At 72.7% G+C, this 25,277-nt stretch carries 21 protein-coding genes and 1 riboswitch; of the genes, 12 read left to right on the forward strand and 9 right to left on the reverse strand.

Features of this window, described 5'->3' with window-relative positions; genetic code table 11:
• Nucleotides 1-269: 269 nt before the first annotated feature.
• The 7 genes from ACZ3YO_RS08920 (at nucleotide 270) to ACZ3YO_RS08950 (ending at nucleotide 10,685) form a co-directional block, all read left to right on the forward strand.
• Entirely contained in the window at nucleotides 270-1,688 is a 1,419-nt protein-coding gene (locus ACZ3YO_RS08920; RefSeq protein ID WP_465567207.1) for a glycosyltransferase family 2 protein, read from the forward strand.
• Nucleotides 1,685-2,785 carry a glycoside hydrolase family 26 protein gene (locus ACZ3YO_RS08925; RefSeq protein ID WP_465566739.1) on the forward strand — a complete coding sequence of 367 codons (1,101 nt, stop codon included), beginning with the start codon at nucleotides 1,685-1,687 and terminating at the stop codon, nucleotides 2,783-2,785. Before ACZ3YO_RS08920 ends, ACZ3YO_RS08925 begins: the two co-directional genes overlap by 4 nt.
• Complete coding sequence (locus tag ACZ3YO_RS08930) at nucleotides 2,782-4,725, forward strand: ArnT family glycosyltransferase (protein WP_465566742.1); 1,944 nt, start codon at nucleotides 2,782-2,784, stop codon at nucleotides 4,723-4,725. Before ACZ3YO_RS08925 ends, ACZ3YO_RS08930 begins: the two co-directional genes overlap by 4 nt.
• A 76-nt stretch (nucleotides 4,726-4,801) precedes the next feature.
• A riboswitch (cobalamin riboswitch) is annotated at nucleotides 4,802-4,929 on the forward strand.
• A 189-nt stretch (nucleotides 4,930-5,118) separates the two neighbouring features.
• The gene (locus ACZ3YO_RS08935; protein ID WP_465567209.1) at nucleotides 5,119-7,548 is read left to right on the forward strand and encodes a ribonucleoside-diphosphate reductase subunit alpha; all 2,430 of its coding nucleotides are present in this window, start codon (nucleotides 5,119-5,121) and stop codon (nucleotides 7,546-7,548) included.
• Between the two features lie 20 nt (nucleotides 7,549-7,568).
• A complete protein-coding gene (locus tag ACZ3YO_RS08940; RefSeq protein WP_465567212.1) occupies nucleotides 7,569-8,564 on the forward strand; it encodes a ribonucleotide-diphosphate reductase subunit beta in 996 nt (331 codons plus the stop codon).
• Nucleotides 8,565-8,660: 96 nt separating this feature from the next.
• The gene (locus ACZ3YO_RS08945) at nucleotides 8,661-9,182 is read left to right on the forward strand and encodes a hypothetical protein (RefSeq protein ID WP_465566745.1); all 522 of its coding nucleotides are present in this window, start codon (nucleotides 8,661-8,663) and stop codon (nucleotides 9,180-9,182) included.
• A gap of 444 nt (nucleotides 9,183-9,626) precedes the next feature.
• Nucleotides 9,627-10,685, forward strand: coding sequence for a ferritin-like domain-containing protein (locus ACZ3YO_RS08950; protein WP_465566747.1), 1,059 nt, complete (start codon nucleotides 9,627-9,629; stop codon nucleotides 10,683-10,685).
• 50 nt (nucleotides 10,686-10,735) lie between these two features.
• Here the strand turns inward: ACZ3YO_RS08950 and def are convergent, their stop codons facing one another.
• The 8 genes from def to ACZ3YO_RS08990 form a co-directional block, all read right to left on the reverse strand.
• Complete coding sequence (gene def, locus ACZ3YO_RS08955; protein WP_465566750.1) at nucleotides 10,736-11,371, reverse strand: peptide deformylase; 636 nt, start codon at nucleotides 11,369-11,371, stop codon at nucleotides 10,736-10,738.
• A 63-nt stretch (nucleotides 11,372-11,434) separates the two neighbouring features.
• A complete protein-coding gene (locus tag ACZ3YO_RS08960) occupies nucleotides 11,435-12,424 on the reverse strand; it encodes a tetratricopeptide repeat protein (protein WP_465566753.1) in 990 nt (329 codons plus the stop codon).
• Nucleotides 12,425-12,684: 260 nt separating this feature from the next.
• Nucleotides 12,685-13,983 (reverse strand): HD-GYP domain-containing protein, encoded by a 1,299-nt coding sequence (locus ACZ3YO_RS08965; protein ID WP_465566755.1) that lies wholly within the window; start codon nucleotides 13,981-13,983, stop codon nucleotides 12,685-12,687.
• A 107-nt stretch (nucleotides 13,984-14,090) separates the two neighbouring features.
• The gene (locus tag ACZ3YO_RS08970; protein WP_465566758.1) at nucleotides 14,091-15,521 is read right to left on the reverse strand and encodes an HD-GYP domain-containing protein; all 1,431 of its coding nucleotides are present in this window, start codon (nucleotides 15,519-15,521) and stop codon (nucleotides 14,091-14,093) included.
• 308 nt (nucleotides 15,522-15,829) lie between these two features.
• A complete protein-coding gene (rsrA, locus tag ACZ3YO_RS08975) occupies nucleotides 15,830-16,234 on the reverse strand; it encodes a mycothiol system anti-sigma-R factor (RefSeq protein WP_405361299.1) in 405 nt (134 codons plus the stop codon).
• A complete protein-coding gene (locus tag ACZ3YO_RS08980; protein WP_374105976.1) occupies nucleotides 16,231-16,974 on the reverse strand; it encodes a sigma-70 family RNA polymerase sigma factor in 744 nt (247 codons plus the stop codon). Before ACZ3YO_RS08980 ends, rsrA begins: the two co-directional genes overlap by 4 nt.
• Nucleotides 16,975-17,276: 302 nt before the next feature.
• Nucleotides 17,277-17,912 carry an alpha/beta hydrolase family protein gene (locus ACZ3YO_RS08985; RefSeq protein ID WP_465566761.1) on the reverse strand — a complete coding sequence of 212 codons (636 nt, stop codon included), beginning with the start codon at nucleotides 17,910-17,912 and terminating at the stop codon, nucleotides 17,277-17,279.
• A 22-nt stretch (nucleotides 17,913-17,934) separates the two neighbouring features.
• Entirely contained in the window at nucleotides 17,935-18,687 is a 753-nt protein-coding gene (locus ACZ3YO_RS08990; protein WP_465566764.1) for an SOS response-associated peptidase, read from the reverse strand.
• A 154-nt stretch (nucleotides 18,688-18,841) separates the two neighbouring features.
• On the opposite strand from ACZ3YO_RS08990, the gene ACZ3YO_RS08995 reads away from it, so the two are divergent.
• The 5 genes from ACZ3YO_RS08995 (at nucleotide 18,842) to hisN (ending at nucleotide 23,589) form a co-directional block, all read left to right on the forward strand.
• Nucleotides 18,842-19,558 (forward strand): M50 family metallopeptidase, encoded by a 717-nt coding sequence (locus ACZ3YO_RS08995; RefSeq protein ID WP_465566767.1) that lies wholly within the window; start codon nucleotides 18,842-18,844, stop codon nucleotides 19,556-19,558.
• 210 nt (nucleotides 19,559-19,768) lie between these two features.
• Nucleotides 19,769-21,100: a 3-phosphoshikimate 1-carboxyvinyltransferase gene (gene aroA / locus ACZ3YO_RS09000; protein ID WP_465546273.1), complete on the forward strand. Its 1,332-nt coding sequence runs from the start codon at nucleotides 19,769-19,771 to the stop codon at nucleotides 21,098-21,100.
• A gap of 16 nt (nucleotides 21,101-21,116) precedes the next feature.
• Nucleotides 21,117-22,169 carry a ribosome small subunit-dependent GTPase A gene (gene rsgA / locus ACZ3YO_RS09005; protein ID WP_465546271.1) on the forward strand — a complete coding sequence of 351 codons (1,053 nt, stop codon included), beginning with the start codon at nucleotides 21,117-21,119 and terminating at the stop codon, nucleotides 22,167-22,169.
• Nucleotides 22,170-22,288: 119 nt separating this feature from the next.
• Entirely contained in the window at nucleotides 22,289-22,612 is a 324-nt protein-coding gene (locus ACZ3YO_RS09010; RefSeq protein WP_465566771.1) for a DMT family transporter, read from the forward strand.
• 179 nt (nucleotides 22,613-22,791) lie between these two features.
• On the forward strand, nucleotides 22,792-23,589 hold the full coding sequence (gene hisN, locus ACZ3YO_RS09015) for a histidinol-phosphatase (RefSeq protein WP_465546268.1): 798 nt from the start codon (nucleotides 22,792-22,794) through the stop codon (nucleotides 23,587-23,589).
• Between the two features lie 120 nt (nucleotides 23,590-23,709).
• On the opposite strand, the gene ACZ3YO_RS09020 is transcribed toward hisN, so the two are convergent.
• Nucleotides 23,710-25,188, reverse strand: coding sequence for a catalase (locus ACZ3YO_RS09020; protein WP_465566774.1), 1,479 nt, complete (start codon nucleotides 25,186-25,188; stop codon nucleotides 23,710-23,712).
• Nucleotides 25,189-25,277 lie beyond the last annotated feature (89 nt).

The following is a 25,277-nucleotide window of genomic DNA, read 5'->3' on the forward strand; positions in this document are numbered from 1 at the left end:
CCCTGCGGCCGGGCTCAGCGCGGCCGCAGTCGTCTTTGGTCCACTTCGATACGGTTTCTGGGGGAGAGAGCCACGTGACTGTCACCGAGAGTACGCAGCTCACGGGCGGCAGGAGAGCAGCCACCTCACGCCGGAAAACCCGACAGGACGCCAGCTCCCGCGTACAGCGCGGCCTTCTCCCGCAGCCGCCCGACAACGTCGAGAAGTACTCCTACACGCGCAGTCACCTCTGGGTGCTGACCTGCTTCTCGCTCGCCAGCTTCGGCTGCATGGTGGCCAGCGAGGTGGGCCTGCTCAGCGCGACGCCGTGGTTCTGGCTCTTCGTCCCGTTCCTGGCGTTCACCGTGGTCTACTACCTGATCTCGCGTTGGGTGCACGGGTTCAACGAGACCTTCGACCTCAAGGGGCACCGCGCGCTGGTGCGCGCCTGGCGCCCCGAGCGGTACCCGACCGTCGACGTCTTCCTGCCCGTCGCGGGCGAGCCGATCGAGGTGCTGCACAACACCTGGACGCACGTCGCCAGGCTGCGCGACCAGTACCCGGGTGAAGTGACCCCCTACGTGCTGGACGACAGCGACAGCCCCGAACTCGCGCAGATGGCCGTGGACTTCGAGTTCGTCTACGGCACCCGCAACAACCGCGGCTGGTTCAAGAAGGCCGGCAACCTCCAGTTCGGGTTCCGCAACTCCGACAGCGACTACATCCTCATCCTCGACGCCGACTTCGCCCCGCGTTCCGATCTGCTCGACGAGCTCCTTCCCTACATGGAGAACGACCCGAAGCTCGGGATCGTTCAATCCCCGCAGTTCTTCCGCATCCTCGACTCCCAGAACTGGATCGAGCGCGGCGCCGGCGCCGTCCAGGAGCTCTTCTACCGGACGGTCCAGGTCTCCCGGCAGCGCAACGACGGCGCGATCTGCGTCGGCAGCTGCGCCGTCTACCGGCGGGCCGCGCTGGAGCAGAACGGCGGCACCACGCTGATCGAGCACTCCGAGGACGTGCACACCGGCTTCGACCTGCGCAGGCTGGGCTGGGACCTCCACTACGTGCCGATAGCCCTGGCGGCCGGGGTCTGCCCCGACAACGTGGGCGGGTTCTTCAACCAGCAGTACCGGTGGTGCACCGGCTCGATGAGCCTGCTGGGCAGCCGGAAGTTCTGGGGCACCAAGCTCCGTCTGATAACCCGGATGTGCTACATGTCCGGCTTCTTCTACTACATCCACACCGCGCTGTTCACCATCGTCTCCCCGCTCGTGCCCATCGTGCTGCTGCTCGTGCGGCCGGACCTCATCCGGTGGGAGAACACGATGCTGGTGATACCGGGCCTGGTGTACGCCACCCTCATCTTCCCGCTGTGGCACCGCAACCCGTACCGGCTGGAGGCCTGGGCCGCCCGCATGATGTACGGCTGGGCCCACGTCTTCGCCATCTGGGACATCCTGCGGAAGAACCGGATGGCCTGGCAGCCGACCGGATCCAGCGGCGCCAAGAAGAACAAGACCCGCCGGTTCTGGACGGGCATGATCCTCTGGGGTGGCGGGACCGCCGCCCTCTGGGTGGGCGCCGGCATCTGGCGCATGCTCACGATGGGCCCGCTGAACTTCGCGCTGGTCCTCGCGTCCGGCCTCTTCTACGCCGTGATCGTGGGCCGAGTCCTCGTCCAGCCGCGTCCCACGGAAGCTGTGTGATCCCCGTGCCCGCCGTGTCCGCCGTGCCCGCCCACCGCCGCCGGGCAGGTCTGCGCCGTCCGCTCGCCGTGCTCGCGCTCGTGACCACCGGTCTGCTGCTCGCCAGTGCCTGCGGCCCGGCGGACCCGGGCTTCGCGGTGCCCGAGGCCGCCGTCGCGCAGCCGGCCGGCACCGCCACCGGGGCCGCCGCCGCCGGCACCGCGGCCCCGGCCCGCAAGCCCGCGGCCCCGGCCGCCGACCTCCCCTACGACGTCACGCCGCTGCTCAAGCCGGGGCACAAGTACCTGGGGGCGGCACTGCCCGACGTCCCCACGAAGATGGACGCGCTGAGCGGCTACACCACCGCGATCGGCAAGCAGCCGAACGTCCTGGAGTACTACGCCGGCTGGGGCGACGGCTTCGACACCGCCGGGGTCCGCCGGATCTACGACGCCGGGGCGCTGCCCTACATGGCGTGGGAGCCGCACTCCCCCTCGATGGCGGCGATCGCGGCCGGCGAGACCGACGACTACGTGAAGGGCGTGGCCAAGGCCGCCGCCAAGCTCAACCTGCCCATCGCCATCAGCATCGCGCACGAGATGAACGGCGACTGGTACCCGTGGGGCCGGCAGGCCAGCAGCCCCGCCGACTTCGTCGCGGCCTGGCGCCGCGTCCACGACATCTTCGACCGGGCCGGCGCGACCAACGTGATCTGGGTCTGGAGCCCCAACATCACCGACCCCGCGCCCAACACCCGGCTCGCGCCGTACTACCCCGGCGACACCTACGTGGACTGGGCCGGCATGACCGGCTACTTCACCCTCACCGGCCCGAAGACCTTCGACTCGCTCTACGGGCCGACGATGGCCGAGATCCGCACCTTCAGCCAGAAGCCGTTCTTCATCAGCGAGACGGCCTCCCAGCAGGGCAAGCGCCAGCGCGCGGACATCGACCAGCTCTTCACCGGGCTCGAGACGCACGACGACGTCGTCGGCTTCGTCTGGTTCAACATCGTCAAGCGGGCGGACTGGCGCATCGAGGCCAGCCCGCCGTCGCTCGCGGACTACAAGCAGCGCGCGTCCGACCCTCGCTACGGCTTCGACATCCGGAACCCATGATGCCTTCAGAGACCGACTCCTGGTTCACCCCTCAGACCCCGGCCCGGACCCCGGACGGCGAAGGGTCCCGGGCCCGCCTCCCCCACCCCCGGGAGGACGGGCACGGCTGGACCGGGCACGGCGGGAACGCCCGGGCCGGGGAGACCGGGAAGGCCGACGGGCCCGAGCGGACCGGACACCCCCGGGGCACCGACGGCGACGGCGAGGCCCCGCGGCACGGCGGGTACGGCCCGGACGGCGTCCTTCCCCCGAACGACGAGTACGCCCCCGACGAGGCGTACGCGCCGGACGACGAGTACGCCCCCGACGACGTGCACGACCCGGACGACGGCTCCGACGCCCCCGAGGCCGACGCTCGCGACCGCGCCCGCCCCTCCGACGACAAGGAGGAGGACAGCCAGGCCGTCCAGCTCGCGCCGTACCGGATCCCGGCCGTCCCCGCGACCGGCTGGGACCCCGCACCCAGCCCCCGGCGCCGCTGGATCGGCCGCGGCCTGCTCTTCGGCGTGCTGGCCGTCCAGGCGGCGCTCTCCCTGCGCCTGCTGGGCGCCGCCCACCCCGACGAGGCCGTCGCCATGATCGTCGGCCGCCAGCAGCTGGACAACCTGCTCCACGGCACGGCGGTGACGACCGACCTGATCGGCCAGATCCCCGGCTCCCCCTGGCTCTACCCCCCGCTGGCCGGCGCCGCCGCCAACGCGAGCGGGGTGTTCGGGGCCCGGGTGGTCAGCCTGGTCCTCGCGCTGGCCACCACCGCGCTGCTCTACTCGCTGACCCGCCGGCTCTTCAACGAGCGCGTGGCCATCTGCAGTGCCGCCGCGTACGCCGTCCTGCAGTCCACCGTGGTCGTCGGCTTCTACGCCGCCCCGGACGCCCTCGCGGTGGCCCTGGTGGCGGCCGCCACCTGGATCGTCGTGCGGACCGCCCGCGCCCCGGTGGCCACCGTGCTGCTGGCCGTACCGGTGGCGGCGCTGGCGGCCGCCGTGGAGTACGCCGCGGTGGTCGCGCTGCCCGTGCTGGCCGCCCTCGCACTGATCACCGCCTGGCCCTACCGCGGCCGCGGCCCCGCCGCCGGGCGCGCGCTCCTCCTGGCGGCGGGCGCCCTCGGGGCGCTCCTGGCCTTCGGCCTGCTGGACGACGTCTGGGCCTGGTCGCCCGGGCACGGCCACCAGGCCCGCGGGGCCGGCTCGGTCCTCTCCTCCGCGCTCCAGTGGAGCGGCCTGTTCACCCTGCTCGCCTGCGCGGGCGGGATCGCCTACTCGCTCCGCGAGCGGCTGAACGAGTCGCCCGAGGACAGCGCCATCACGGCCTCCCGGCTGCGCCGCACGGCGCTGAGCCTGACCCTGTGCGCGTCGGCGCTGCTGATCCCGGCCGGGTACGCGTACCTGGGCACCTCCGGCGTGATGTTCCGCCACCTCGGCTTCGGCATGCTGTTCGCCGCGCCGCTGGCCGGCGTGGGCATCACCAGGCTGGTCGGCGCGCACTTCCGCAACCCGCAGCTCGGCATCCTGGTCTGGGTGGTGCTGCTCGCCCTCGGGCTGGAGCAGTCGGCGCTGCGGTACCAGGACGGGCCCGACTCCGGCCGGCTGCTCGGCGTGCTGCGCCTGCACGCCACCCCGCAGGGCCGCTACCTCACCGAGGTCGACGGGCTGCCGGAGTACTACCTGGGCAGCGTCAGCAAGCCCGAGCAGTGGGTCTCGGCCCGCAAGGGGACGGACTACCGGGACCCGGCCGGCGTGGTGCACCACGGGGACGACGGCACGGTCACCGCCGTCCGCAACGGCTGGTTCACCGTGGTCGTCCTCGACAGCACCGCGCCCACCGCCACGGACCGGGCCATCACCGAGGCCGTCAGGGCCGCCGGACGCTACCGACTGATCGCACAGTTCAGCTCCCCGACCGGTGATTCCGGCACGTACAGAGTGTTCCTCCTGCACTGAGAGCCCGGGGCGCCGGGCCACGCCCCGCGACACACCGGCTACTACATATGGTGCCGCGATACTCGACCGCCACTAGATGTATGCTCATCCCTGCTGTCGACGCAGGGGAACCCGGTGCGAATCCGGGACTGCCCCGCAGCGGTGTGCGGGCGGCTCCGACCAGAGCCCGCGAGTCCGAGTACCTGCCGACGGCGTGCCGCCCGGCCTCCCCGCAGAGGCCTCCAGCACACGAAGTACTTCCGGGCCTCGCGGGCGGGCCGGGGATGACACCGTCGCGCGACGCCGTCCGGCCGTCGCGCCGTGCTCCCCTGCCCCAACGGCCCGGTGCCCCCGATCAACAGCCGCCGATCGCCGCCAGGAGAGAGCGCCTTGACCACCGCTGCCTCAGTCACCCTGCCCGCCCAGGGGTCCAGCTCAGCCCCCGTCGACCCGACGGTCTCCGACCCCGGCGGTGCGCTGCTCCGGCTGCTGACCGACCGCAGCGTCGACCTTCCCCAGGTGGACCCCGGCCATGTCGCCGCCGCCGCGCTGCGCGGCCGCCACGCCGGCTCGGACTTCGCCGAGCTGCGCGGGCTGGCCGTGGACGCCGCAGCGTCGATGATCGCCGAGGACCCCCAGTACTCGAAGCTGGCGGCCCGCCTGCTCGCGCTGGAGATCGTCGACGAGGCGGTCTCCCAGGGCTCGGTCTCCTTCTCCGCCTCGATCGCCGTCGGCCACGCCGAGGGCCTGATCGGCGACGTCACCGCCGGCTTCGTCGCCAAGCACGCCAGCGCCCTCGACGCACTGATCGACGCCCGGGGCGACGACCGCTTCGAGTACTTCGGCCTGCGCACCGTGCAGTCCCGCTACCTGCTGCGCCACCCGATCACCCGCAAGGTCGTCGAGACCCCGCAGCACTTCCTGCTCCGCGTCGCCTGCGGCCTGGCGGTCGGCGACAACGAGCAGTCGGTGCGCGAGGTCGCGGAGCTGTACGGCCTGATGAGCCGGCTGGAGTACCTGACCTCCTCGCCGACCCTCTTCAACTCCGGCACCCGGCACCCGCAGATGTCGAGCTGCTACCTGCTCGACTCGCCGCTGGACAACCTGGACTCGATCTACTCCCGGTACGCGCAGATCGCCCGTCTCTCCAAGCACGCCGGCGGCATCGGCCTCTCCTACTCGCGGATCCGTTCGCGCGGCAGCCTGATCCGGGGCACCAACGGCAAGTCCAACGGCATCGTCCCGTTCCTGCGCACCCTCGACTCCTCGGTCGCCGCCGTCAACCAGGGCGGCCGCCGCAAGGGCGCGGCCTGCGTCTACCTGGAGACCTGGCACGCGGACATCGAGGAGTTCCTGGAGCTTCGCGACAACACTGGCGAGGAGGCGCGGCGCACCCACAACCTCAACCTGGCGCACTGGATCCCGGACGAGTTCATGCGCCGGGTCAACGCCAACGAGGACTGGTCGCTGTTCTCCCCGGCCGACGTGCCCGAGCTGGTCGACCTCTGGGGCGCCGACTTCGACGAGGCGTACCGCAAGGCCGAGCTGGCCGGCAAGGCCGTCCGCACCATCCCCGCGCAGACCCTCTACGCCCGGATGATGCGCACCCTGGCGCAGACCGGCAACGGCTGGATGACCTTCAAGGACGCCTCCAACCGCGCCGCCAACCAGACCGCGCTGCCCGGCCGCACCGTGCACTCCTCCAACCTCTGCACCGAGATCCTGGAGGTCACGGACGACTCCGAGACCGCCGTCTGCAACCTCGGCTCGGTCAACCTCGGCGCCCACGTCGCCCCCGGCGCCACCGCCGCCGACCTGCTGAACGCGATGGACTGGGACCGGCTGGACGCGACCGTCCGCACCGCCGTCACCTTCCTCGACCGCGTGGTGGACATCAACTTCTACCCGACCCCCGAGGCCGGTGCCTCCAACTCCCGCTGGCGCCCGGTCGGCCTCGGCGTGATGGGCCTGCAGGACGTCTTCTTCCAGCTCCGCCTGGACTTCGACTCGGCCGAGGCCAAGCAGCTCTCCACGCTGATCGCCGAGCGCATCATGCTCACCGCGTACGAGCGCTCCGCCGACCTGGCCGAGCAGCTGGGCCGCCACGAGGCGTACGGCGAGACCCGTGCCGCCCGCGGCGAGCTGCACATCGACCACTTCCCGTCGGCCGCGCCGCAGTGGGCCGGCCGCTGGGAGGCGCTGCGCACCCGCATCGCCACCACCGGCCTGCGCAACTCCCTGCTGCTCGCCATCGCGCCGACCGCCACGATCGCCTCGATCGCCGGCGTCTACGAGTGCATCGAGCCGCAGGTCTCCAACCTGTTCAAGCGCGAGACCCTCTCCGGTGAGTTCCTCCAGGTCAACCCGTACCTGGTGCGCGAGCTCAAGGAGCTCGGCGTCTGGGACCAGCAGACCCGGGACGCGCTGCGCGACGCCAACGGCTCGGTCCAGGAGCTCAACTGGCTGCCCGCCGAGGTCCGTTCGCTCTACCGCACGGCCTGGGAGCTCCCCCAGCGTGCGCTGATCGACCTGGCCGCGGCCCGCATGCCGTACCTCGACCAGAGCCAGTCGCTGAACCTCTTCATGGCCGCGCCCACCATCGGCAAGCTCAGCTCGATGTACGCGTACGCGTGGAAGGTCGGTCTGAAGACCACCTACTACCTGCGCTCGCGCCCGGCGACCCGGATCGCCCAGGCCGCCTCCGGCGCCGCCCGCGCCGCGGCCCCCGCATCGCCGATCAGCGGCCCTGCCGCGGGGGCGGCGTCCCCGACCCTCACCCCGGAGGAGGAGGCCGCGCTGGCCTGCTCCCTGGAGAACCCCGAGTCCTGCGAGGCCTGCCAGTGAGCACCACCGACCGCGAGAAGATGCTGCTCGACCCCGGGTTCGAGCTGACCCTGCGTCCGATGCGCTACCCGTCGTTCTACGACCGCTACCGCGACGCGATCAAGAACACCTGGACCGTCGAGGAGGTGGACCTGCACTCCGACGTCGCCGACCTCGCCAAGCTGAGCGAGGGCGAGCGGCACATGATCGGCCGGCTGGTCGCCTTCTTCGCCACCGGCGACTCGATCGTCGCGAACAACGTGGTGCTGAGCCTCTACAAGCACATCAACTCCCCGGAGGCGCGGCTGTACCTGTCGCGCCAGCTGTTCGAGGAGGCCGTGCACGTCCAGTTCTACCTGACGCTGCTCGACACCTACCTGCCCGACCCCGAGGACCGCAACGCGGCCTTCGCCGCGGTGGAGAACATCCCCTCCATCCACCAGAAGGCCCAGTTCTGCTTCAAGTACATGAACGCGGTCGACCACATCGACTCGCTGCAGACCAAGGAGGACCGCCGCGCGTTCCTCCTGAACCTGATCTGCTTCGCGGCCTGCGTCGAGGGCCTGTTCTTCTACGGCGCCTTCGCGTACGTGTACTGGTTCCGCTCGCGCGGCCTGCTGCACGGCCTGGCCACCGGCACCAACTGGGTGTTCCGTGACGAGTCCATGCACATGGACTTCGCCTTCTCGGTGGTGGACACCGTCCGCGAGGAGGAGCCCGACCTCTTCGACGACGAGATGGCCAAGCAGGTCACCGAGATGCTGGAGGAGGCCGTCGAGGCCGAGCTCCAGTTCGCCCGCGACCTCTGCGGCGAGGGCCTGCCCGGGATGAACACCGAGTCGATGCGCGAGTACCTCCAGGCCGTGGCCGACCAGCGCCTCGCCCGCCTCGGCCTGCCGATCCGCTACGGCTCGACGAACCCGTTCGGTTTCATGGAGCTCCAGAACGTCCAGGAGCTGACCAACTTCTTCGAGCGCCGCGTGTCGGCGTACCAGGTCGCCGTCGAGGGCTCGGTCGCCTTCGACGACGACTTCTAGAGCAACATCGTTCAGTGAGCAGCGGAGCTGCCGTGGGAGGAGTCCTCCCACGGCAGCTCCGCTGTCGGATCCCCGGTGTCCAGGAGTAGCCCAGGCATGGCCCGCAAGGTTTCACTGTCGCAACAGCGTGTGTCCGACGGCCCCTTCGGGCCGATACAGATCAACTACGACCGCTGGCCGTCCGTCATCGCGCGCGTGCACGGGGCGGGGATTCCGGCCGTCACCGTGGTGCCCGACCGCGACCACGGCAGCATGAACGTCAACGGGCACCACGTGCCGACGAGCCGGAACGGCGGCGGTGGCTGGGATCCCCGGCGCAAGTCACGCACCCGCACCGCTCTGGTGGGGGACCGCAGCTACGAGTTGAGGCCGACCGCACTGCGCCGGGCCGAGTTGCGGCGCAACGGGGTGCTCATCGCCCACGCACGCGGCACCCTGCGCTCGTACTCCCCCGGCCGTTCGATTCCCGGCCTGGACGCCCGGGTCACCTGGTCCCAGGGCGTCGATCCCACCGATGTCGCGATCGGCCAGGCCATGGTGGTCGGCTTCGGCGCCGGCGCCCCGGGCGCGCTGCTGGGGATCCTCCTCTTCTGGGTCGACAACTCCGGCCCCAACTGACGATCCGCCCGCCCCGCTTTCGCGGACGGGCCCGCGACTGAGCGGTGTTGCCTGGAGAGGTGCCCCGCGCTCACGTGGTCGAGGCCGACGGCACCGCCGCCTCGATCGCCAACTCGCTCACCGACAAGATCCTGCTGAGCCGGTGCATCGACGCCTTCTCAAGGCCGCCGCCGAGAAGAACCCGCCTACGCCGGCCCCGGTGGCGCCAACGGCACGCCGGTCGTCGTGGACGGCACCAAGCGCTGAGGCCGGACGGCGAACGTCGTGGCAGCGCTCGCACCGCCTGGAAACCCCGCCCCGCCCGGCGCTCACGCCGGGCGGGGCGGGCACACCTCCGCACGCCGCCCGTCCGGATGAACTCCCGGGCCACACCGGCGACATGCGTCCGCACACGATCCGTCCCCAAGTACGGTCCGGCCCACAGCCGAACGAAAGGGGCCCACCGTGACGACCGGAATCCTCGACTACCAGAGCGACGCCATCGTCCAGCTCATGAACATGGCGGAGGACGACTGGACCGAGCAGGAGCTCAAGGACGCCCTCCAGCGGGCCATCATGCTGGAGCTGTCCACGATCCCGCCGTACGCCACCGCGCTCTGGTCGATCACCGACCCGGACAACAGCAAGCCGGTCCGCCACACCATCCGCGAGATCGTCTTCGACGAGATGTCGCACTTCGGCCTGGTCTGCAACATGCTCACCAGCATCGGCGGCACCGTCGTCCTCACCGACCCGGCCACCGTCCCGAAGTACCCCGGCCAGCTGCCCGGCGGCGTCAACCCCGGCCTGGAGGTCTTCCTCAGCGGGCTGACCCGCGAGTCGGCCGGCCTCTTCTCCGACATCGAGAAGCCCGAGCACCCGCTCGCCTTCGCCGTCGACGGCAACACGATCGGCGCCTTCTACCAGCGGATCGCCAACGTCTTCCCCACGTTCGCCCACCTGCTGACCGGTCAGCGGCAGGTGACCTTCCCGCTCGGGTCGGGCCACGGCGCCGGCAACGACATCGTCGCGATGAACACCATCGACGACGTGCTGAGCGCCATCCACATCATCCAGACCCAGGGCGAGGGGACCGACGTCTCCCCGGACAACCCGTTCCCCGGCGCCTCGGGCGAACTCGCCCACTACTACGCCTTCAAGGAGATCGCCGTCGGCAAGAAGCTCGTCCTCGACGAGCAGACGCAGAAGTTCGACTTCACCGGCGCCGACGTCCCGCTGCCGGACACATCCCCGGTCGCCCGGGTCCCCGCGGGCGGGTGGGCCAACTCCCCCGGCAACGAGCCCGACGCGACCACCGCCGAGCTCCTCCGGACCTTCAACCAGCAGTACAGCGACATGCTGCGCGCCCTCGAAGACGCCTGGGGCCCCAGCGGGGCGGACATCTTCCCGGCCATCGGGCTGATGGGCTCCATGCGCCACACCGCCCAGCAGATCAACGCCGTCAAGCTGCCCCTCGACCCCCGCTTCACCTACGGCCCGGAGTGGCTGTTCATCCAGCAGTAGGCACCCACGCGAAAGGGCCGGTGCGCGCGCACCGGCCCTTTCGTCACACGTCAGGCGTTCGGCACCGTCGCGTAGCGCGGAGTGCCCTCGGCCATCTGCCGCAGCGCGTCCTTGCGGTCCCGCTTCGACAGCTTGTCGATGTAGAGGAACCCGTACAGGTGGTCCGTCTCGTGCTGGAGGCAGCGGGCGAAGAAGCCGGTGCCCTCGACCCGGATCGGGTTGCCGTCCTTGTCCTGGCCGGTCACCGCGGCGTAGTCCGGCCGGGGCAGCTCGGCGTACGCCGTCGGCACCGAGAGGCAGCCCTCGTTTCCGTCGTCCAGCACGCGCTTGCTGCCGGCCGGCAGCTCCTCCAGTACCGGGTTGATGACGTGGCCGATGTGGCGCACGCCATCGTCGTCCGGGCAGTCGTAGACGAACACCTTGAGGTCCACGCCGATCTGGTTCGCGGCCAGGCCCACGCCCTCGGCCGCGTACATCGACTGGAACATGTCGTCGATCAGCGCCGAGAGCTCACCGTCGAACGCGGTGACGTCCTTGACCTCCCGGTGCAGCACCGGGTTGCCGTACACGGTGATCGGACGCGCCGTGCCCTTCGAGAGGTCCGGCTGCTCACCGACCACCTTCACCGGCTGGGCCGCCTCCGCCTCGTGGTCGTGCTCGTGCTCGTGGTCGTGCTGCTCCGCCATCGCTGCTTATCTTCCGCTTCCGTGGACTGTCTGGCCGTACCGACCAAGGGTAAGCGGCCAGGCTCAGCAGACCTCTTCGAGATCCCGGTACGCCCGCGTTCCCGGCGCGGCCGCCACCCAGCGGTCCAGCAGCGTCCGCACCAGACCGGCCGGGGCCGCGATCCCGCACTCCCGCTCCACCAGCCAGGACATGCCGCCCGCGCCCTGGCTCAGATGGCTCAGGTGCCCCGGATGGGCCGCATCCCCGTCGTCGTGCGGATCGTGGTGGGCGGTGTGCCCGTCGTCCGAGGCCATCCGGCTCTCCGAACAGGCCCGGCAGAGCAGCCGCACCGAGGACGTCCAGTCCTCCGCCGCGTACCCCGCCTCCGCGACCAGCCGCTCCAGCGCGTCCCGGTCCGCCGCCGTGGCGGCCTGCAACAGCACCACGTACGTCGGCACCGGGGACGGCGCCCACAGCTCGATCTCGTCGAACACCGGGTACGCCACGCCGTCGGTCACCCGCTCACCGTGCGGGGCGCCGTCGTGCAGCACCACCTCGCCCCAGCGGCGTCCGGACGACGGCAGCGGGATCGACAGCACCTCGATCCGGGCCGGGTCCAGCCGGCGGCCCCAGACCACCTCGGACTCGCCGTCCGGCGACAGCCGCACCGGGGTCGTCCCCAGGTCCAGGCTCACCGGACCGTCCGGCTGCGCCCCGGGCCCGCCCGGCAGCCGCAGCCCGTACGCCTGCCAGGCCCGCCGGGCCAGCGGCCAGTCCTGCAGCGCCGTCGCGGTGATCCCCAGGTTCCACCAGTCGGGGGCGCCGTGCTCACGGTCCAGCAGCGCCACCGCGCGCAGCCCGGCAGCCCGCGCCTGCTCCCAGTCCCGCCGGAACTTGTGCAGCAGCGCCAGGTTGAACCACGAGTCGGACAGCCAGGGCTCCAGATCGGCCGCCATCACCAGCAGGGCACCCGCGTCCTCGTACCGGCCGTCGCCGATCAGCGTGAAAGCCCGGTCGGTCGTCTGCCGCCAGGTGGCGGACGGCCGGTGCCGTGCCCGGTGGAAGATCCTCACGTTCGTCCCTGCCGTCGTCGTCCGCTCAAGTCCCGCATCCGCTCCCGCGTCACGGGCCCGGTGTCCCGGGTCGGTGTTCCACGCTACGACCGCATCCAACCACGCCCGCCACCGCCCGCGCTCCCCACCGCCCGCGGTTGCCCCCGCCACCGGCCCGCCCCTACCCAGCCTGCCCGCCCCACCGCCCCGCCTCAACCCCAGCGGGCCGCACTCTCCCGCGCATTCCCCGCACACTGCTCCGCGCGGGCGCCCCCGGGGCCCTACCCCCGGACCCGGACCAACGCGTCGACCACCCGGGCGTCGTAGACCCGCCCCCGCCCCAGCCGCAGCACCTCCAGCACCTCCAGCCGCCCCACCGCCTCCCCCAGCCCGCGCCCCCGCGCCGCCGTCAGCAGGTCGTCGTGCGCGTTGGCCACCCGGATGATCCGCGCCGCCAGCGGCACCTCCTGCGCACCTCCGTCCGACCCGCCCTCCGGCCGCCCGCACCACGGATCCGCCAGCCGGGCGACCTGCTCGGCCACCTGCCGCGGCACCCCCGTCCGCCGGATCACCTCGCTCCCCAGCCGGGCGATCCGCTGCTGCTCCTCCTCCGGCAGCAGCGCCGTCGCCCCGTCCGGCACCGGCTCGACCAGCGACAGCTGGCCGACGTCGTGCATCAGCGCCGCGTACTCCAGCAGGGCGAGCTCACGGGTGCCCAGCCCCAGCTCGCGCCCGACGGCGCACGCCGTGTCGGCGACCCGCCGGGCGTGGCCGGGCGGGGTGTAGCCGGCCACCTCGGTGGCCCGGGCCAGGCTGGCGATGGTCTGCCCCGTGGTGGCCCGGACGGCGGCGGCCCGCCGGAACGAGACCTGGGCCAGCAGCAGCGGCGTGCAGAACAGCGGCAGCGCCCAGAGCCCGACCTCGCCCGCGGCCAGGCTGACCAGCAACCCGGTGGCGGTGATCGCGGTGCCGATCCCGAACAGCGACCGCAGCTCGTCCTCCAGCGCCGCCGGGAACCGCAGCCCGCTCCGGTCCCGCCGCAGCACCGCCGCCAGGGTGGCGTCCCAGAGCGCGGCCAGCGCGGCCACCAGGGTCAGGAACACCCCGTACGCGGGGCCGTCCGCCGAGATCCGGTCCACCAGTCCGCTGTTGTAGAGGGGCTGGAAGATCGCGGCCGCGAAGCCCGCGCCGAGCAGCCGCCGGGCGGCGCCGTCGCGCCGCGCCCGGTCCCGCCAGGGCGCGTGCCGGTGCCGCCGGGCTCCGTGCGGCAGGACGACGGCCGGCAGCAGCGCGAGCAGCAGTCCGACCCCGGTCACCGCGACCACCTGGAGCACACCGTGCGCGGTCGGCAGCCCGCGCAGCGGCCCGAGCAGCGCGTACGCGAGCGCGCCGGCCGCCCCGATCGGCGCCTGCTCGCGGTCGCCCGGAAGGGTGATCCGGACGCACTCGCCGAGCGCGATCAGCACCGTGAAGGCCACGGCCACCCCGGGCTCGGCGATCCCGCGCATCGCCACCGCCGCGAACGCCAGGGCCAGCAGCGCGAGCGCCCCGCCGTGCACCGCCAGCGTGCCCCCGTGCACCGCCCCCGCCCCCGGGCGGGGCCCGCCGGGCCGCAGCAGCCGGGGCCCGCCCGGCGCTCCTCTCCGGTGAGCCCGCCGGTGCGGCCGCGCGCCGCCGGTCGCCGCGATCACGACGGACCGGCCGTCGGCACGGTGCCGCCCTGGACGGGCACCCGCCGCGGGGCCGCCCGGGCCGGCTCGGGGACGCCGAGCGGGATGTCCGGCACCGCCCGGATGCAGTCGCCGGGCGGCGGCAGCACCGGCTGCCAGTCGTGCACCGAGAGCGCGTCGACCAGCGCCCGGACCATCACCGGGTCGAACTGGCTGCCCGAACAGCGCTCCAGCTCGGCCATCGCCTCGGCGACCGGCCGGCCGCGGCGGTAGGAGCGGGTGGAGGTCATCGAGTCGAAGGCGTCGGCGACGGAGATGATCCGGGCGAACTCGGGGATCTGCTCGCCCACCAGCCCGCTCGGGTAGCCCCGGCCGTCCATCCGCTCGTGGTGGTGCAGGATCCCCGCGTGCGCCTCCCCGAGGAAGGCGATCCCGCGGACCAGCTCGTACCCGTGCACCGGGTGCACCTCGACGGCCCGCCGCTCGACCTCGGTGAGGGGACCGTTTCTGCGCAGCAGTTCGGTGGCGACCCCGAGCTTGCCGACGTCGTGCAGGATGCCCGCGAACCGCAGGGTGCGCAGCCGCTCGGACTCCATGCCGAGCTGATCGGCGATCAGCACCGCGGCCCTGCCGACCCGTTCGCTGTGCCCGCGGGTGTAGGCGTCCTTGATCTCGACGGCCTGGACCAGCGCCTGGACGGTGGCCTGGTGGGCGTCCCGCTCGCGGTGGCCCTGGGCGAACACCCAGGCCGAGATGGAGAGCGGCAGCAGTGCCAGCAGCGCCGCGAAGGCCCCGTAGGGGCCCTGCCAGAGCACCGCGACCATCAGCCCGCCGGCCGCGTGCACCAGCACCGGCAGTCCGATCGCGGCGGCAGGGCCGCGCAGCAGCACGACCGGCTGCCGGCCCTCGGCCAGGACCAGCATGCCGCCCACCAGGACGCCGTTGACCAGGCAGAACACGGCGAGCGCGGCGAATCCGGGCAGCAGCGCGGCCGGGAACCGGGAGCCGAGCAGCAGTTGCGGCCCGGCGAGCAGGTGGAAGACCACCGAGGAGGCGAAGGCGGAGAGTGCGAGCTGGGAACCGTTCCAGAACTGCCGCCGCCGGCCGTCCGGTTCGACGGGGCCGAGCAGTGAGGGCGCCACCGCGACCAGCGCGGCGGCGGCCGGCGGCAGCATCAGCACCCCGGCGAACAGCACCGGGAAGAAGGCGTTGGCGCACGGCCGGGCCGGGGCCCGGTCGGGCAGCGGCCGGCGCAGCAGGGTGCGGACCAGCCTCAGGCAGGGCGTGGGCAGCCCCTGGGCGAGCGACTCCCAGCACCCGTGCAGGAAGGCCAGCAGCCCGACCTTGGGCCAGTCGACGGGTGCGCCGAGCCAGCGCGGAACCCCCAGCGGGAGCGGTGCGGCCAGCAGCGGCAACAGGCAGCAGAGCGCCGCCACGGGGACGGCCACCAGGTAGCGCGCCGCGCCCGGGGGCAGGTCCGCGTCTCCACTGTCGGTAGCGATCTCGACCTCCCCGCGTCCTGGCCCGCTCTGCGCTCAGCGCGCCGGGGCAACCGACGGTGAGTGTCCGTCAGGAGGATAGGCCGCCGTTCCGGCGCAGCGACGCATGATCGCGGAATGCCGCAGTTGGCGCACCGCCAACTCACTCGAACGAGTGACGGCGCACGCAAGCAGAAAGGGGGCGGCCCCCGGAGCACGTGCTCCGGGGGCCGTCTGGTCCTCAGGTGAACCGTCCGCCGTACGACGGGCGGGCCCGCTCACTCCGCCGGAGCGCCCGCCTCGACCGGGGTACCCGGCCGGGCCGCCGGCTCGGCGGTCTCCTCGGCCGGGGCCTTCCGGCCCTGACCGGCCTCGCCGTGCGCCTCGACCGTGGGGTCGACGGCGACGACCGCCTCTCCGGACCGCTGCCCGGCCCGGATCGAGTCGATCCTGGCCAGCACCTTGCCGCGAAGGTCGGCCGGGGTGTCGTCGCACCCGCAGCAGCGCTTGATCAGCGCCTTGATGGCCTGCTCGAGCCCGTACTTCTCCAGGCACGGCGAGCACTCCTCGAAGTGCACGCGCAACTTGGCGTAGTCACCCTCGGCCATCTCGTTGTCGAGGAATTCATAGAGGTGGTCGAGGACCTCGCCACACTCGGTGTCGTGCGGATCGCCGCAACTCATGAACCCGAGCCCTTCGCTTCCTGCCCTGCCCCGCTGCCGGCCGGAACCAGCCCGCGCTCACGGGCGTAGTCCTCCAACATGCCGCGCAGCTGCCGGCGGCCGCGGTGCAGTCGGGACATCACCGTACCGATGGGAGTACCCATGATGTCCGCGATCTCCTTGTACGCAAAGCCCTCTACGTCCGCGAGATAGACGGCGATACGGAATTCCTCCGGGATGGCCTGGAGGGCGTCCTTCACGTCGCTGTCCGGGAGGTGGTCGAGCGCCTGGGTCTCCGCCGAGCGCAGACCGGTCGACATGTGCGACTCGGCCCGGGCCAGCTGCCAGTCCTCGATCTCCTCGGCGGCGGTGCGCTGGGGCTCCCGCTGCTTCTTGCGGTACGAGTTGATGAACGTGTTGGTGAGGATGCGGTACAGCCAGGCCTTGAGGTTGGTGCCCTCGCGGAACTGGTGGAAGGACGCGTACGCCTTCGCGAACGCCTCCTGGAGGAGGTCCTCCGCATCGGCCGGGTTGCGGGTCATCCGCAGCGCCGCCGAGTACATCGGATCCAGGTAGCCCAGGGCGTCGCGCTCGAAGCGCTCCCGCCGGGCCTCCTCGCTCTCCTCCGCCGACACCCGGAAGGTGTCCTCACCGATCGCCTCGGCCAGCTCCTCACCGGTGAGCGCCTCCCCCGCGGGCAGGCTCTCCTCCGGGCCCCGGCCCGGCTCGGCCTCGTGCTCGGTCCCGACGACCGGACCCACCTCCTCGCCATGGCGGGCGCGACCCACCGCGGGCCGCCCCGAAATGGAGGATATCGGGCTGACGGGCTTCTCGCCCGCGACAATCCAGTCGGACCACGTAGGGGCGAAGGCCGCGGCGGCCTCGCGCTCCTCCGGCCGCTCGGGGCACGCGATCGAACCCATCTGTGCTGCCTTCCACCCGGACTCAAGCTGACAGGGGTGTCAACCACGGCGACGGCGCCCGCATTCCCGCCCTCCGGCGGCTTTTCACCCGCACGGGTGAGGGTGCGGCACCGGCCCGTCCGCGCTGCCCGGCGGTGCGGCTAGACCAGCCCGAGCACCCAGTCGCCGACCGCCCCGGTGATCAGATCCAGCACCTCGTCCTGCCCCACCGGCGCCCGCTTCGGCACCTCGAAGCCGTGGTTCCCGTACGGCAGCCGCACCAGCGTGTGCCCCGCCGGCAGCTCCGGGAACTCGTCCGGGCCGCCGAACGGATCCGCCGCGCCCTGCACCACCAGCGTCGGCAGCCCGGACTCCAGCAGCTCCTCCGCCCGGCTCTTCTCCGGCCTGCCCGGCGGATGCAGCGGGAAGGCCAGCGCCACCACCCCGGCCGCGCCGGTCGCCGCACCCGTCCGGCAGGCCACCCGGGCCCCGGCGCTGCGCCCGCCGACCACCAGCGGCACCCCCTGGCCGGCCAGCAGTCCGGCGACCGGGGTCCAGGCCGCGTCCAGCGTCTTCGGCGCGGGCCCGAGGCGCTTCCCGGCCACCCGCCAGGGCTGCTCGACCAGCGCCACGGTGATCCCCCGGGCCGGCAGCGCGGCGGCCAGCGCCACCAGGTCGCGCGCCCCGATCCCCCCGCCGGCGCCGTGCCCGAGCGCCACCACCGCCCTCGGGGCGGCCGCGCGGTGCCAGGTGATCCGGGCGTCCCCGGCGGGCGTCGGGACGAGTTCGGTGGTCATCGCGCAGGTGCTCCAGGGGAGTTCAGAACAGCGTGGTCTCGTACTCGGGCTCGTCCCACGGCCGGGTCAGCTCGGGGCCGTTGTTGCGGATGCTGCCGACCGCCGGTGAGACCGGAGTGGCCAGCAGGGCGCCGGGCCGCGGGGGTATCAGCAGCCGGCGCAGCTCGTCCGGGTCACTGAGCCCCGGGTCCAGCCAGTCGTCGAAGGACTCCCGGTCCAGGAAGAGCGGCATCCGCTCGTGGATCGGGGCGAGCAGTTCCTCGGCCTCGGTGGTGACGATCGTGAAGGTCACCAGCCAGGCCTCCGGGTGGCCGGCGGGCACCGTCCGGTTGCGCCAGAACTCGTACAGCCCGGCCAGCGCCAGCGGGGCGCCGTCCGCCCGGGAGACGAAGAACGGCTTCTTCTTCGGCTTGCCGCGCTCGCCGGGCAGCGTCTGCCACTCGTAGTAGCCGTCGACCGGCAGGATGCACCGCCGGGACGCGAAGGCCTGCCGGTACGAGGGCTTCTCGTGCACCGTGTCCGAGCGGGCGTTGATCATCTTCACCGCCGTCTCCGGCGACTTCGCCCAGGCCGGCACCAGGCCCCAGCGCAGCACCCGCAGCTGCCGCACCGGCGCCGCCTCCCCCTTGGGCGCCCGGTCCAGCACCACGAAGGCGCTCTCGGTGGGGGCGACGTTCCAGCTGGGGGCCAGCGTCTCGGCCGGGTCCCACTGCCGGACGCCGAAGAGCTCCAGAAGGTCCTCGGGCTTGCTGCTGGAGGCGAAGCGACCGCACATGCCGTCAGCTTGCCATGCCCCCGTTCTCACCACTTCCTCATCCCACGGAGCGAACCGCGGCCTCCCGCCCGGCCGTCCCCGCATGGGAGGCTGCCACCCCCGGAGACCGCGACGCGGCCGGCCCGGGCACGGCCGGACGGAGGCGGAGAGAGACATGGACGTACAGAACATCGGCGAGGTGTGGGACCGCGTCACCGGCACCCAGCCGGGCCCGCCCGGCTGGCTCGCCCTGGCCGCCGGCGCCGCAGCCCTGCTCCTGGTCGCCGTCCGCCCGCTCTGGCGGATCGCCCGCAACGCCGTGACCATCGCCCACGAGGGCGGACACGGCCTGGCCGCGCGCGCCACCCGCCGCAAGCTGGCCGGCATCCGGCTGCACTCCGACACCTCCGGCCTCACACTCTCGTACGGCCGCCCCACCGGCCCGGGCATGGTGCTCACCGCCGCCGCCGGCTACACCACCCCGGCCCTGCTCGGCCTCGGCTTCGCCGCACTGCTCGCCACCGGCCGGATCACCCTGCTGCTCTGGCTGGCCATCGCACTGCTGCTGGCCCTGCTGGTCCGGATCCGCAACGCCTTCGGCTTCCTCAGCGTCCTGCTGGCCGGCGCCGCGTTCTTCCTGGTCTCGTGGTTCGGCACCGCCGGGGTGCAGGCCGGCTTCGCCTACCTCGGCACCTGGTTCCTGCTGCTCGGCGCCGTCCGGCCGGTCCTGGAGCTGCAGTACCAGCGCCGGCGCGGCCAGGCCCGCGACTCCGACGCCGACCAGCTGGCCCGGCTCACCGGCGTCCCCGGCCTCGCCTGGATCACCCTCTTCCTGGTCACCGCCCTGGCCTGCCTGGCCCTCGGCGCGAGCTGGCTGCTGCCCACGGGCTAGCGCCCGGAGGCGGACGGGCGAGTCACCGTCCCGAGCCGAAGGGCGCGCCGGTGCCGAAAGTGATGAGCGACAAGCGACCGACGCAGGAGAGAGCGCCGGCGGGAAGAGCGTCGGCGCCGAGTCCGAGCGCCCGGAGGCGGGCGGGCGAGTCACCGTCCCGCCATCCGGCCGCCGCGCGGACAGTTCCCTTACGGCCCCTAAACTTGCCCCATGACCGAGACCCTGTGGCCCGCCCCCGTCGCGACCACCCCTGTTGACGCCACCGTCACCATCCCCGGCTCCAAGTCGGTCACCAACCGGGCCCTGGTGCTGGCGGCGCTCGCCGACGAGCCCGGCTGGGTGCGGCGCCCGCTGCGCAGCCGCGACTCCCAGCTGATGGCCGACGGCCTGCGGGCCCTCGGTGTCGGCATCGAGGAGCAGGTCAACAACGACGCCGGCGGCACCGGCGGCGGCGAGGCCTGGCGGGTCATCCCCGCGCCCGCGCTGCGCGGCCCGGCCTCGGTGGACGTCGGCAACGCCGGAACGGTCATGCGCTTCCTGCCTCCGCTGGCCGTCCTCGCCGACGGCCCGGTCCACTTCGACGGCGACCCGCGCAGCTACGAGCGCCCGCAGCACGGCGTGATCAACGCCCTGCGCGCGCTCGGCGCCCGGATCGACGACGGCGGCCGCGGCGCCTTCCCGCTCACCGTGCACGGCACCGGAGCGCTGGACGGCGGCCCGGTGGAGCTGGACGCCTCGTCCTCCTCCCAGTTCGTCTCCGCCCTGCTGCTCTCCGGGGCCCGCTACAACCAGGGTGTGGAGGTCCGCCACGTCGGCGGCCCGGTGCCCTCGCTGCCGCACATCCGGATGACGGTCGAGATGCTGCGGCTGGCCGGCGCCCAGGTCGACGCCCCCGAGGACGGCGGCGAGAAGGACGTCTGGCGGGTCACCCCCGGCGCCCTGATCGGCCGCGACATGGTGGTCGAGCCGGACCTCTCCAACGCTGCGCCGTTCTTCGCCGCCGCGCTGGTCACCGGCGGCCGGGTCACCGTCCGCGACTGGCCGAAGCACACCACCCAGCCCGGCGACCAGCTGCGCGACATCTACACGCAGATGGGCGGCGTCTGCGAGTTCACCGACGAGGGCCTGCAGTTCACCGGCACCGGCCGGATCCACGGCATCGAGGCCGACCTGCACGACGTCGGCGAGCTGACCCCGGTGATCGCGGCCGTCGCGGCCCTCGCCGACACCGAGTCCCACCTCTACGGCATCGCCCACCTGCGGCTGCACGAGACCGACCGGCTGGCCGCGCTCGCCAAGGAGATCAACGACCTCGGCGGCGACGTCACCGAGACCGAGGACGGCCTGCGGATCCGCCCCCGCAAGCTGCACGGCGGCATCTTCCACACCTACGAGGACCACCGCCTGGCCACCGCCGCCGCGGTGATCGGCCTCGCCGTCGAGGGCGTCCAGGTGGAGAACGTGGCCACCACGGCCAAGACCCTGCCGGACTTCCCGAAGATGTGGGACGAGCTGCTCACCGGGACAGTGGCGGGCGGCTGAGCGGGAGACTGGGCACATGCGCCGCTACGGCAAGGACGCCGACGAGGACGACATCCGCAACCGCCCCGCGCGCCGGGGATCCCGGCCGCGGACCCGGATCCGCCCCAAGCACGAGGACGCGGCCGAGGCGATGGTGCTCACCGTCGACCGCGGCCGGCTGACCTGCCTGCTGGACGCCGGGACGAAGCAGGAGCGCGAGATCGTCGCCATGAAGGCCCGTGAGCTGGGCCGCAAGGGCGTCGTCGTGGGTGACATCGTCAACATCGTCGGCGACCTCTCCGGGGACGCCGACACCCTGGCCCGGATCGTCCGGGTCGAGGAGCGCAGCTCCGTCCTGCGGCGCACCGCGGACGACGACGACCCGTACGAGCGGATCGTCGTCGCCAACGCCGAGCAGCTGGCCATCGTCACCGCGCTGGCCGACCCGGAGCCCCGGCCCCGGCTGATCGACCGCTGTCTGGTGGCCGCGTACGACGCCGGCATGGAGCCGCTGCTGGTGCTCACCAAGTCCGACCTCGCCCCGGCCGGGCCGCTGCTGGAGTCCTACGCCCCGCTCGGCATCAACTACGTCGTGACCCGGCGGGACGAGCTGGCCACCGAGGGCGCCGAGGCGGTCCGCACGCACCTGCGCGGACGCTCGACGGTCTTCATCGGGCACTCCGGGGTGGGCAAGACCACGCTGGTCAACGCGCTGGTGCCGCTGCACCAGCGGAGCACCGGGCACGTCAACGCGGTGACCGGCCGCGGCCGGCACACCACCGTCTCGGCGCTGGCGCTGCGGCTGCCGCCGCCCCCGGGCGCCAAGCCGGGCTCGAAGAAGGCGCTCGACCCGGGCTGGGTGATCGACACCCCGGGGTTCCGCTCCTTCGGCCTCTCGCACATCGACCCGGCCCGGGTCATCCACGCCTTCCCCGACCTGGAACCGGGCACCACCGAGTGCCCCCGCGCGTGCAGCCACGACGAGCAGGACTGCGCGCTGGACGCCTGGGTCGCGGACGGCCACGCCGATCCCGCCCGGCTCTACTCGCTGCGCCGCCTGCTCGCGAGCAAGGAGGGCGAGGGCGACTGACGGCGGGCGGCCCCGGCCGATTTCGCGCGTTCGAGGTGTCGGAGCGGGCCAGCCTGGTGATCATAGGAAAGTCGGGCCGGATCACCGCCCGACCCGTCGATCGACAGGGAGAGCAAGCGATGGCATGGGCCCTGGTGATCCTGGCCGGCCTCCTGGAGACCGGCTTCGCGATCAACCTCAAGCTCAGTGACGGTTTCACCAAGCTCTGGCCCACCATCAGCTTCTGCGTCTTCGCCCTCAGCAGCTTCGGTCTGCTCACCCTCTCCCTCAGGAGCCTGCCGGTCGGCCCCGCGTACGCGGTCTGGACCGGCATCGGTGCGGCCGGCACCGCGATCTACGGCATGGTCTTCCTGGACGAGACCACGTCGGTGCTCAAGCTGGTGTCGATCTCGCTGGTGATCGCCGGCGTGATCGGACTGCAGCTCAGCGGCTCGGCGCACTGAGTCCCGCCCGCCCGCCGGCGGACCGGGCTCGGGGGGCTCCGGGTGGCTCCGGGCGGGGCTTCGGCTCGGGGAGCGGGCGGGGCGGCTTCGGGGCGGCCCTCCGACTCGCGGCGGAACGTTTCCGTCCGCTCCGCGAGCCCGACTGGGCCGATCCGGGCGGGCTCGCTAGGGTCTTGGCCATGGCCGACTACCACGACGATCTCCGACTCGCCCATGTCCTCGCCGACTCGGCCGACTCGGTCACCCTGGAGCGCTTCCGCGCCCTCGACCTGAAGATCGAGACCAAGCCCGACCTCACCCCCGTCAGCGACGCCGACAAGGCCGCCGAGGAGCTGGTGCGCGGGGTGCTCCAGCGCGCCCGGCCGCGCGACGCGGTGCTCGGCGAGGAGTTCGGCCTGCAGGGTTCCGGCCCGCGCCGCTGGGTGATCGACCCGATCGACGGCACCAAGAACTACATCCGCGGCGTGCCGGTCTGGGCCACCCTGATCGCGCTGCTGGAGGACGGCCCGGACGGCGTCGAGCGCCCGGTGGTCGGCATCGTCTCCGCCCCCGCGCTGAACCGCCGCTGGTGGGCGGCCAAGGACCTCGGCGCCTTCGCCGGCCGCAGCCTGGCCAAGGCGAGCCGGATCCACGTCTCCGGGGTCTCCCGGATCGAGGACGCCTCGTTCTCCTACTCCTCGCTCTCCGGCTGGGAGGACCGCGGCCGGCTCGACCCGTTCCTGGACCTCACCCGGGCCTGCTGGCGCACCCGCGCCTACGGCGACTTCTGGTCGTACATGATGGTCGCCGAGGGCGCGGTGGACATCGCCGCCGAGCCCGAGCTCTCCCTGTGGGACATGGCCGCCAACTGCGTCATCGTCGAGGAGGCCGGCGGCCGTTTCACCGGCCTGGACGGCGTCCCGGGCCCGGGCGGCGCCGACGCGGTGGCCTCCAACGGCCTGCTGCACGACGAGGCGCTGCGCCGCCTCAGCGTCTGACGCTGCGCCTCGCCCTCCCGGCCCCGGCCGGAACGGGCGGCCCGGCGCCCCGGACATGGGTGCGGGCCCGTTCCGACCGGTCATCCGGCCGGGACGGGCCCGCTGCTCATCGGGGTGCCGCTACTGCTGCTTGCGCAGCTCCCGCACCGCGGCCTCCAGCCGCAGGCCGTAGTCGGCGTCGGCCTTGCGGAAGTTCTCGACCGCCCGCTCGACGATGTCGTCGCGGTCGGCCGAGACCTTGGCGATGAAGCCGGCCAGGTTGGTGATCAGGCGCTGCTTCTCGTCCTCGGAGAACAGCCGGTACAGGTTGCCGGCCTGCACGAAGTCGTTGTCCTCGCTGTGCGAGGGCGCCTCGTGGGTGCCGGTGGCGCCGGTGACGGCGGTCGGGGCCCAGAGCGGACGGCCGGTCTGGACCGGGCCGCCGAAGGTGTTGGGCTCGTAGTTCTTCTGACGGCCGTGACGGCCGTCGTACAGGTGGCCGTCGCGGCTGTTGGTGCGCGCCTCGGTGGCGTGCGGGCGGTTCACCGGCAGGTGGTCGGCGTTGATGCCGACGCGGTAGCGGTGGGCGTCCGCGTAGGCGAACAGGCGGCCCTGCAGCATCTTGTCCGGGGACGGGCCGATGCCGGGCACGAAGTGCGCCGGGGAGAAGATCGACTGCTCGACCTCGGCGAAGATGTTGTCGGGGTTGCGGTTCAGCTCCAGCTTGCCGATCTCGATCGGCGGGTAGTCCGCGTGCGGCCAGACCTTGGTCAGGTCGAACGGGTTGAAGCGGTACTGGGCCGCGTCCGCCGCCGGCATGATCTGGACCTGCACCGTCCAGCTCGGGAACTCGCCGCGCTCGATGGCCTCGCGCAGGTCGCGCTGGTGGCTGTCCGGGTCCTCGCCCGCGAGCTTCGCCGCCTCCTCGGCCGTCAGGTTCCTGATGCCCTGGTCGGTCTTGAAGTGGTACTTGACCCAGAAGTGCTCGCCGGCCTCGTTCTGCCACTGGTAGGTGTGCGAGCCGTAGCCGTTGAGGTGGCGGTAGGTGGCCGGAATGCCGCGGTCACCGAAGAGCCAGGTCACCTGGTGGGTCGACTCGGGCGAGAGGCCCCAGAAGTCCCAGACGTTGTCCGCCTCCTGCGAGCCGGTGTACGGGTCCCGCTTCTGGGTGTGGATGAAGTCGGGGAACTTGACGGCGTCCTTGATGAAGAACACCGGGGTGTTGTTGCCGACGAGGTCGTAGTTGCCCTCCTCGGTGTAGAACTTCAGCGCGAAACCGCGCGGGTCGCGGACGGCGTCGGCGGAGCCGAGGTTGCCGGCCACGGTGGAGAACCGCAGGAAGGTCTCGGTCTGCTTGCCGACCTCGGAGAGGAAGCCCGCCCGGGTGTAGGCGGTGACGTCGGCGGTCACCGTGAAGGTGCCGTACGCCGCCGCGCCGCGGGCGTGCACCACGCGCTCCGGGATGCGCTCGCGGTTGAAGTGCGCGAGCTTCTCGAACAGCTGCTGGTCCTGGATCAGCGCCGGACCGCCGAGGCCGGCGGTCTCGGTGTTCTGGTTGTCGGCGACGGGGGCACCCGCCTCCGTGGTGAGGGTGGGGCGCAGCTCGTCCTGGGTCGTCATAAGAGGGTGCCTCCGCGTGGTCCGGTCCGTGACGGACTCGATCCTAACTTGGACTTTGTCTAAGTCAACACTGGAACCAGACTCGGAGT

It is taken from the genome of Kitasatospora sp. NPDC022785, from assembly GCF_055561295.1.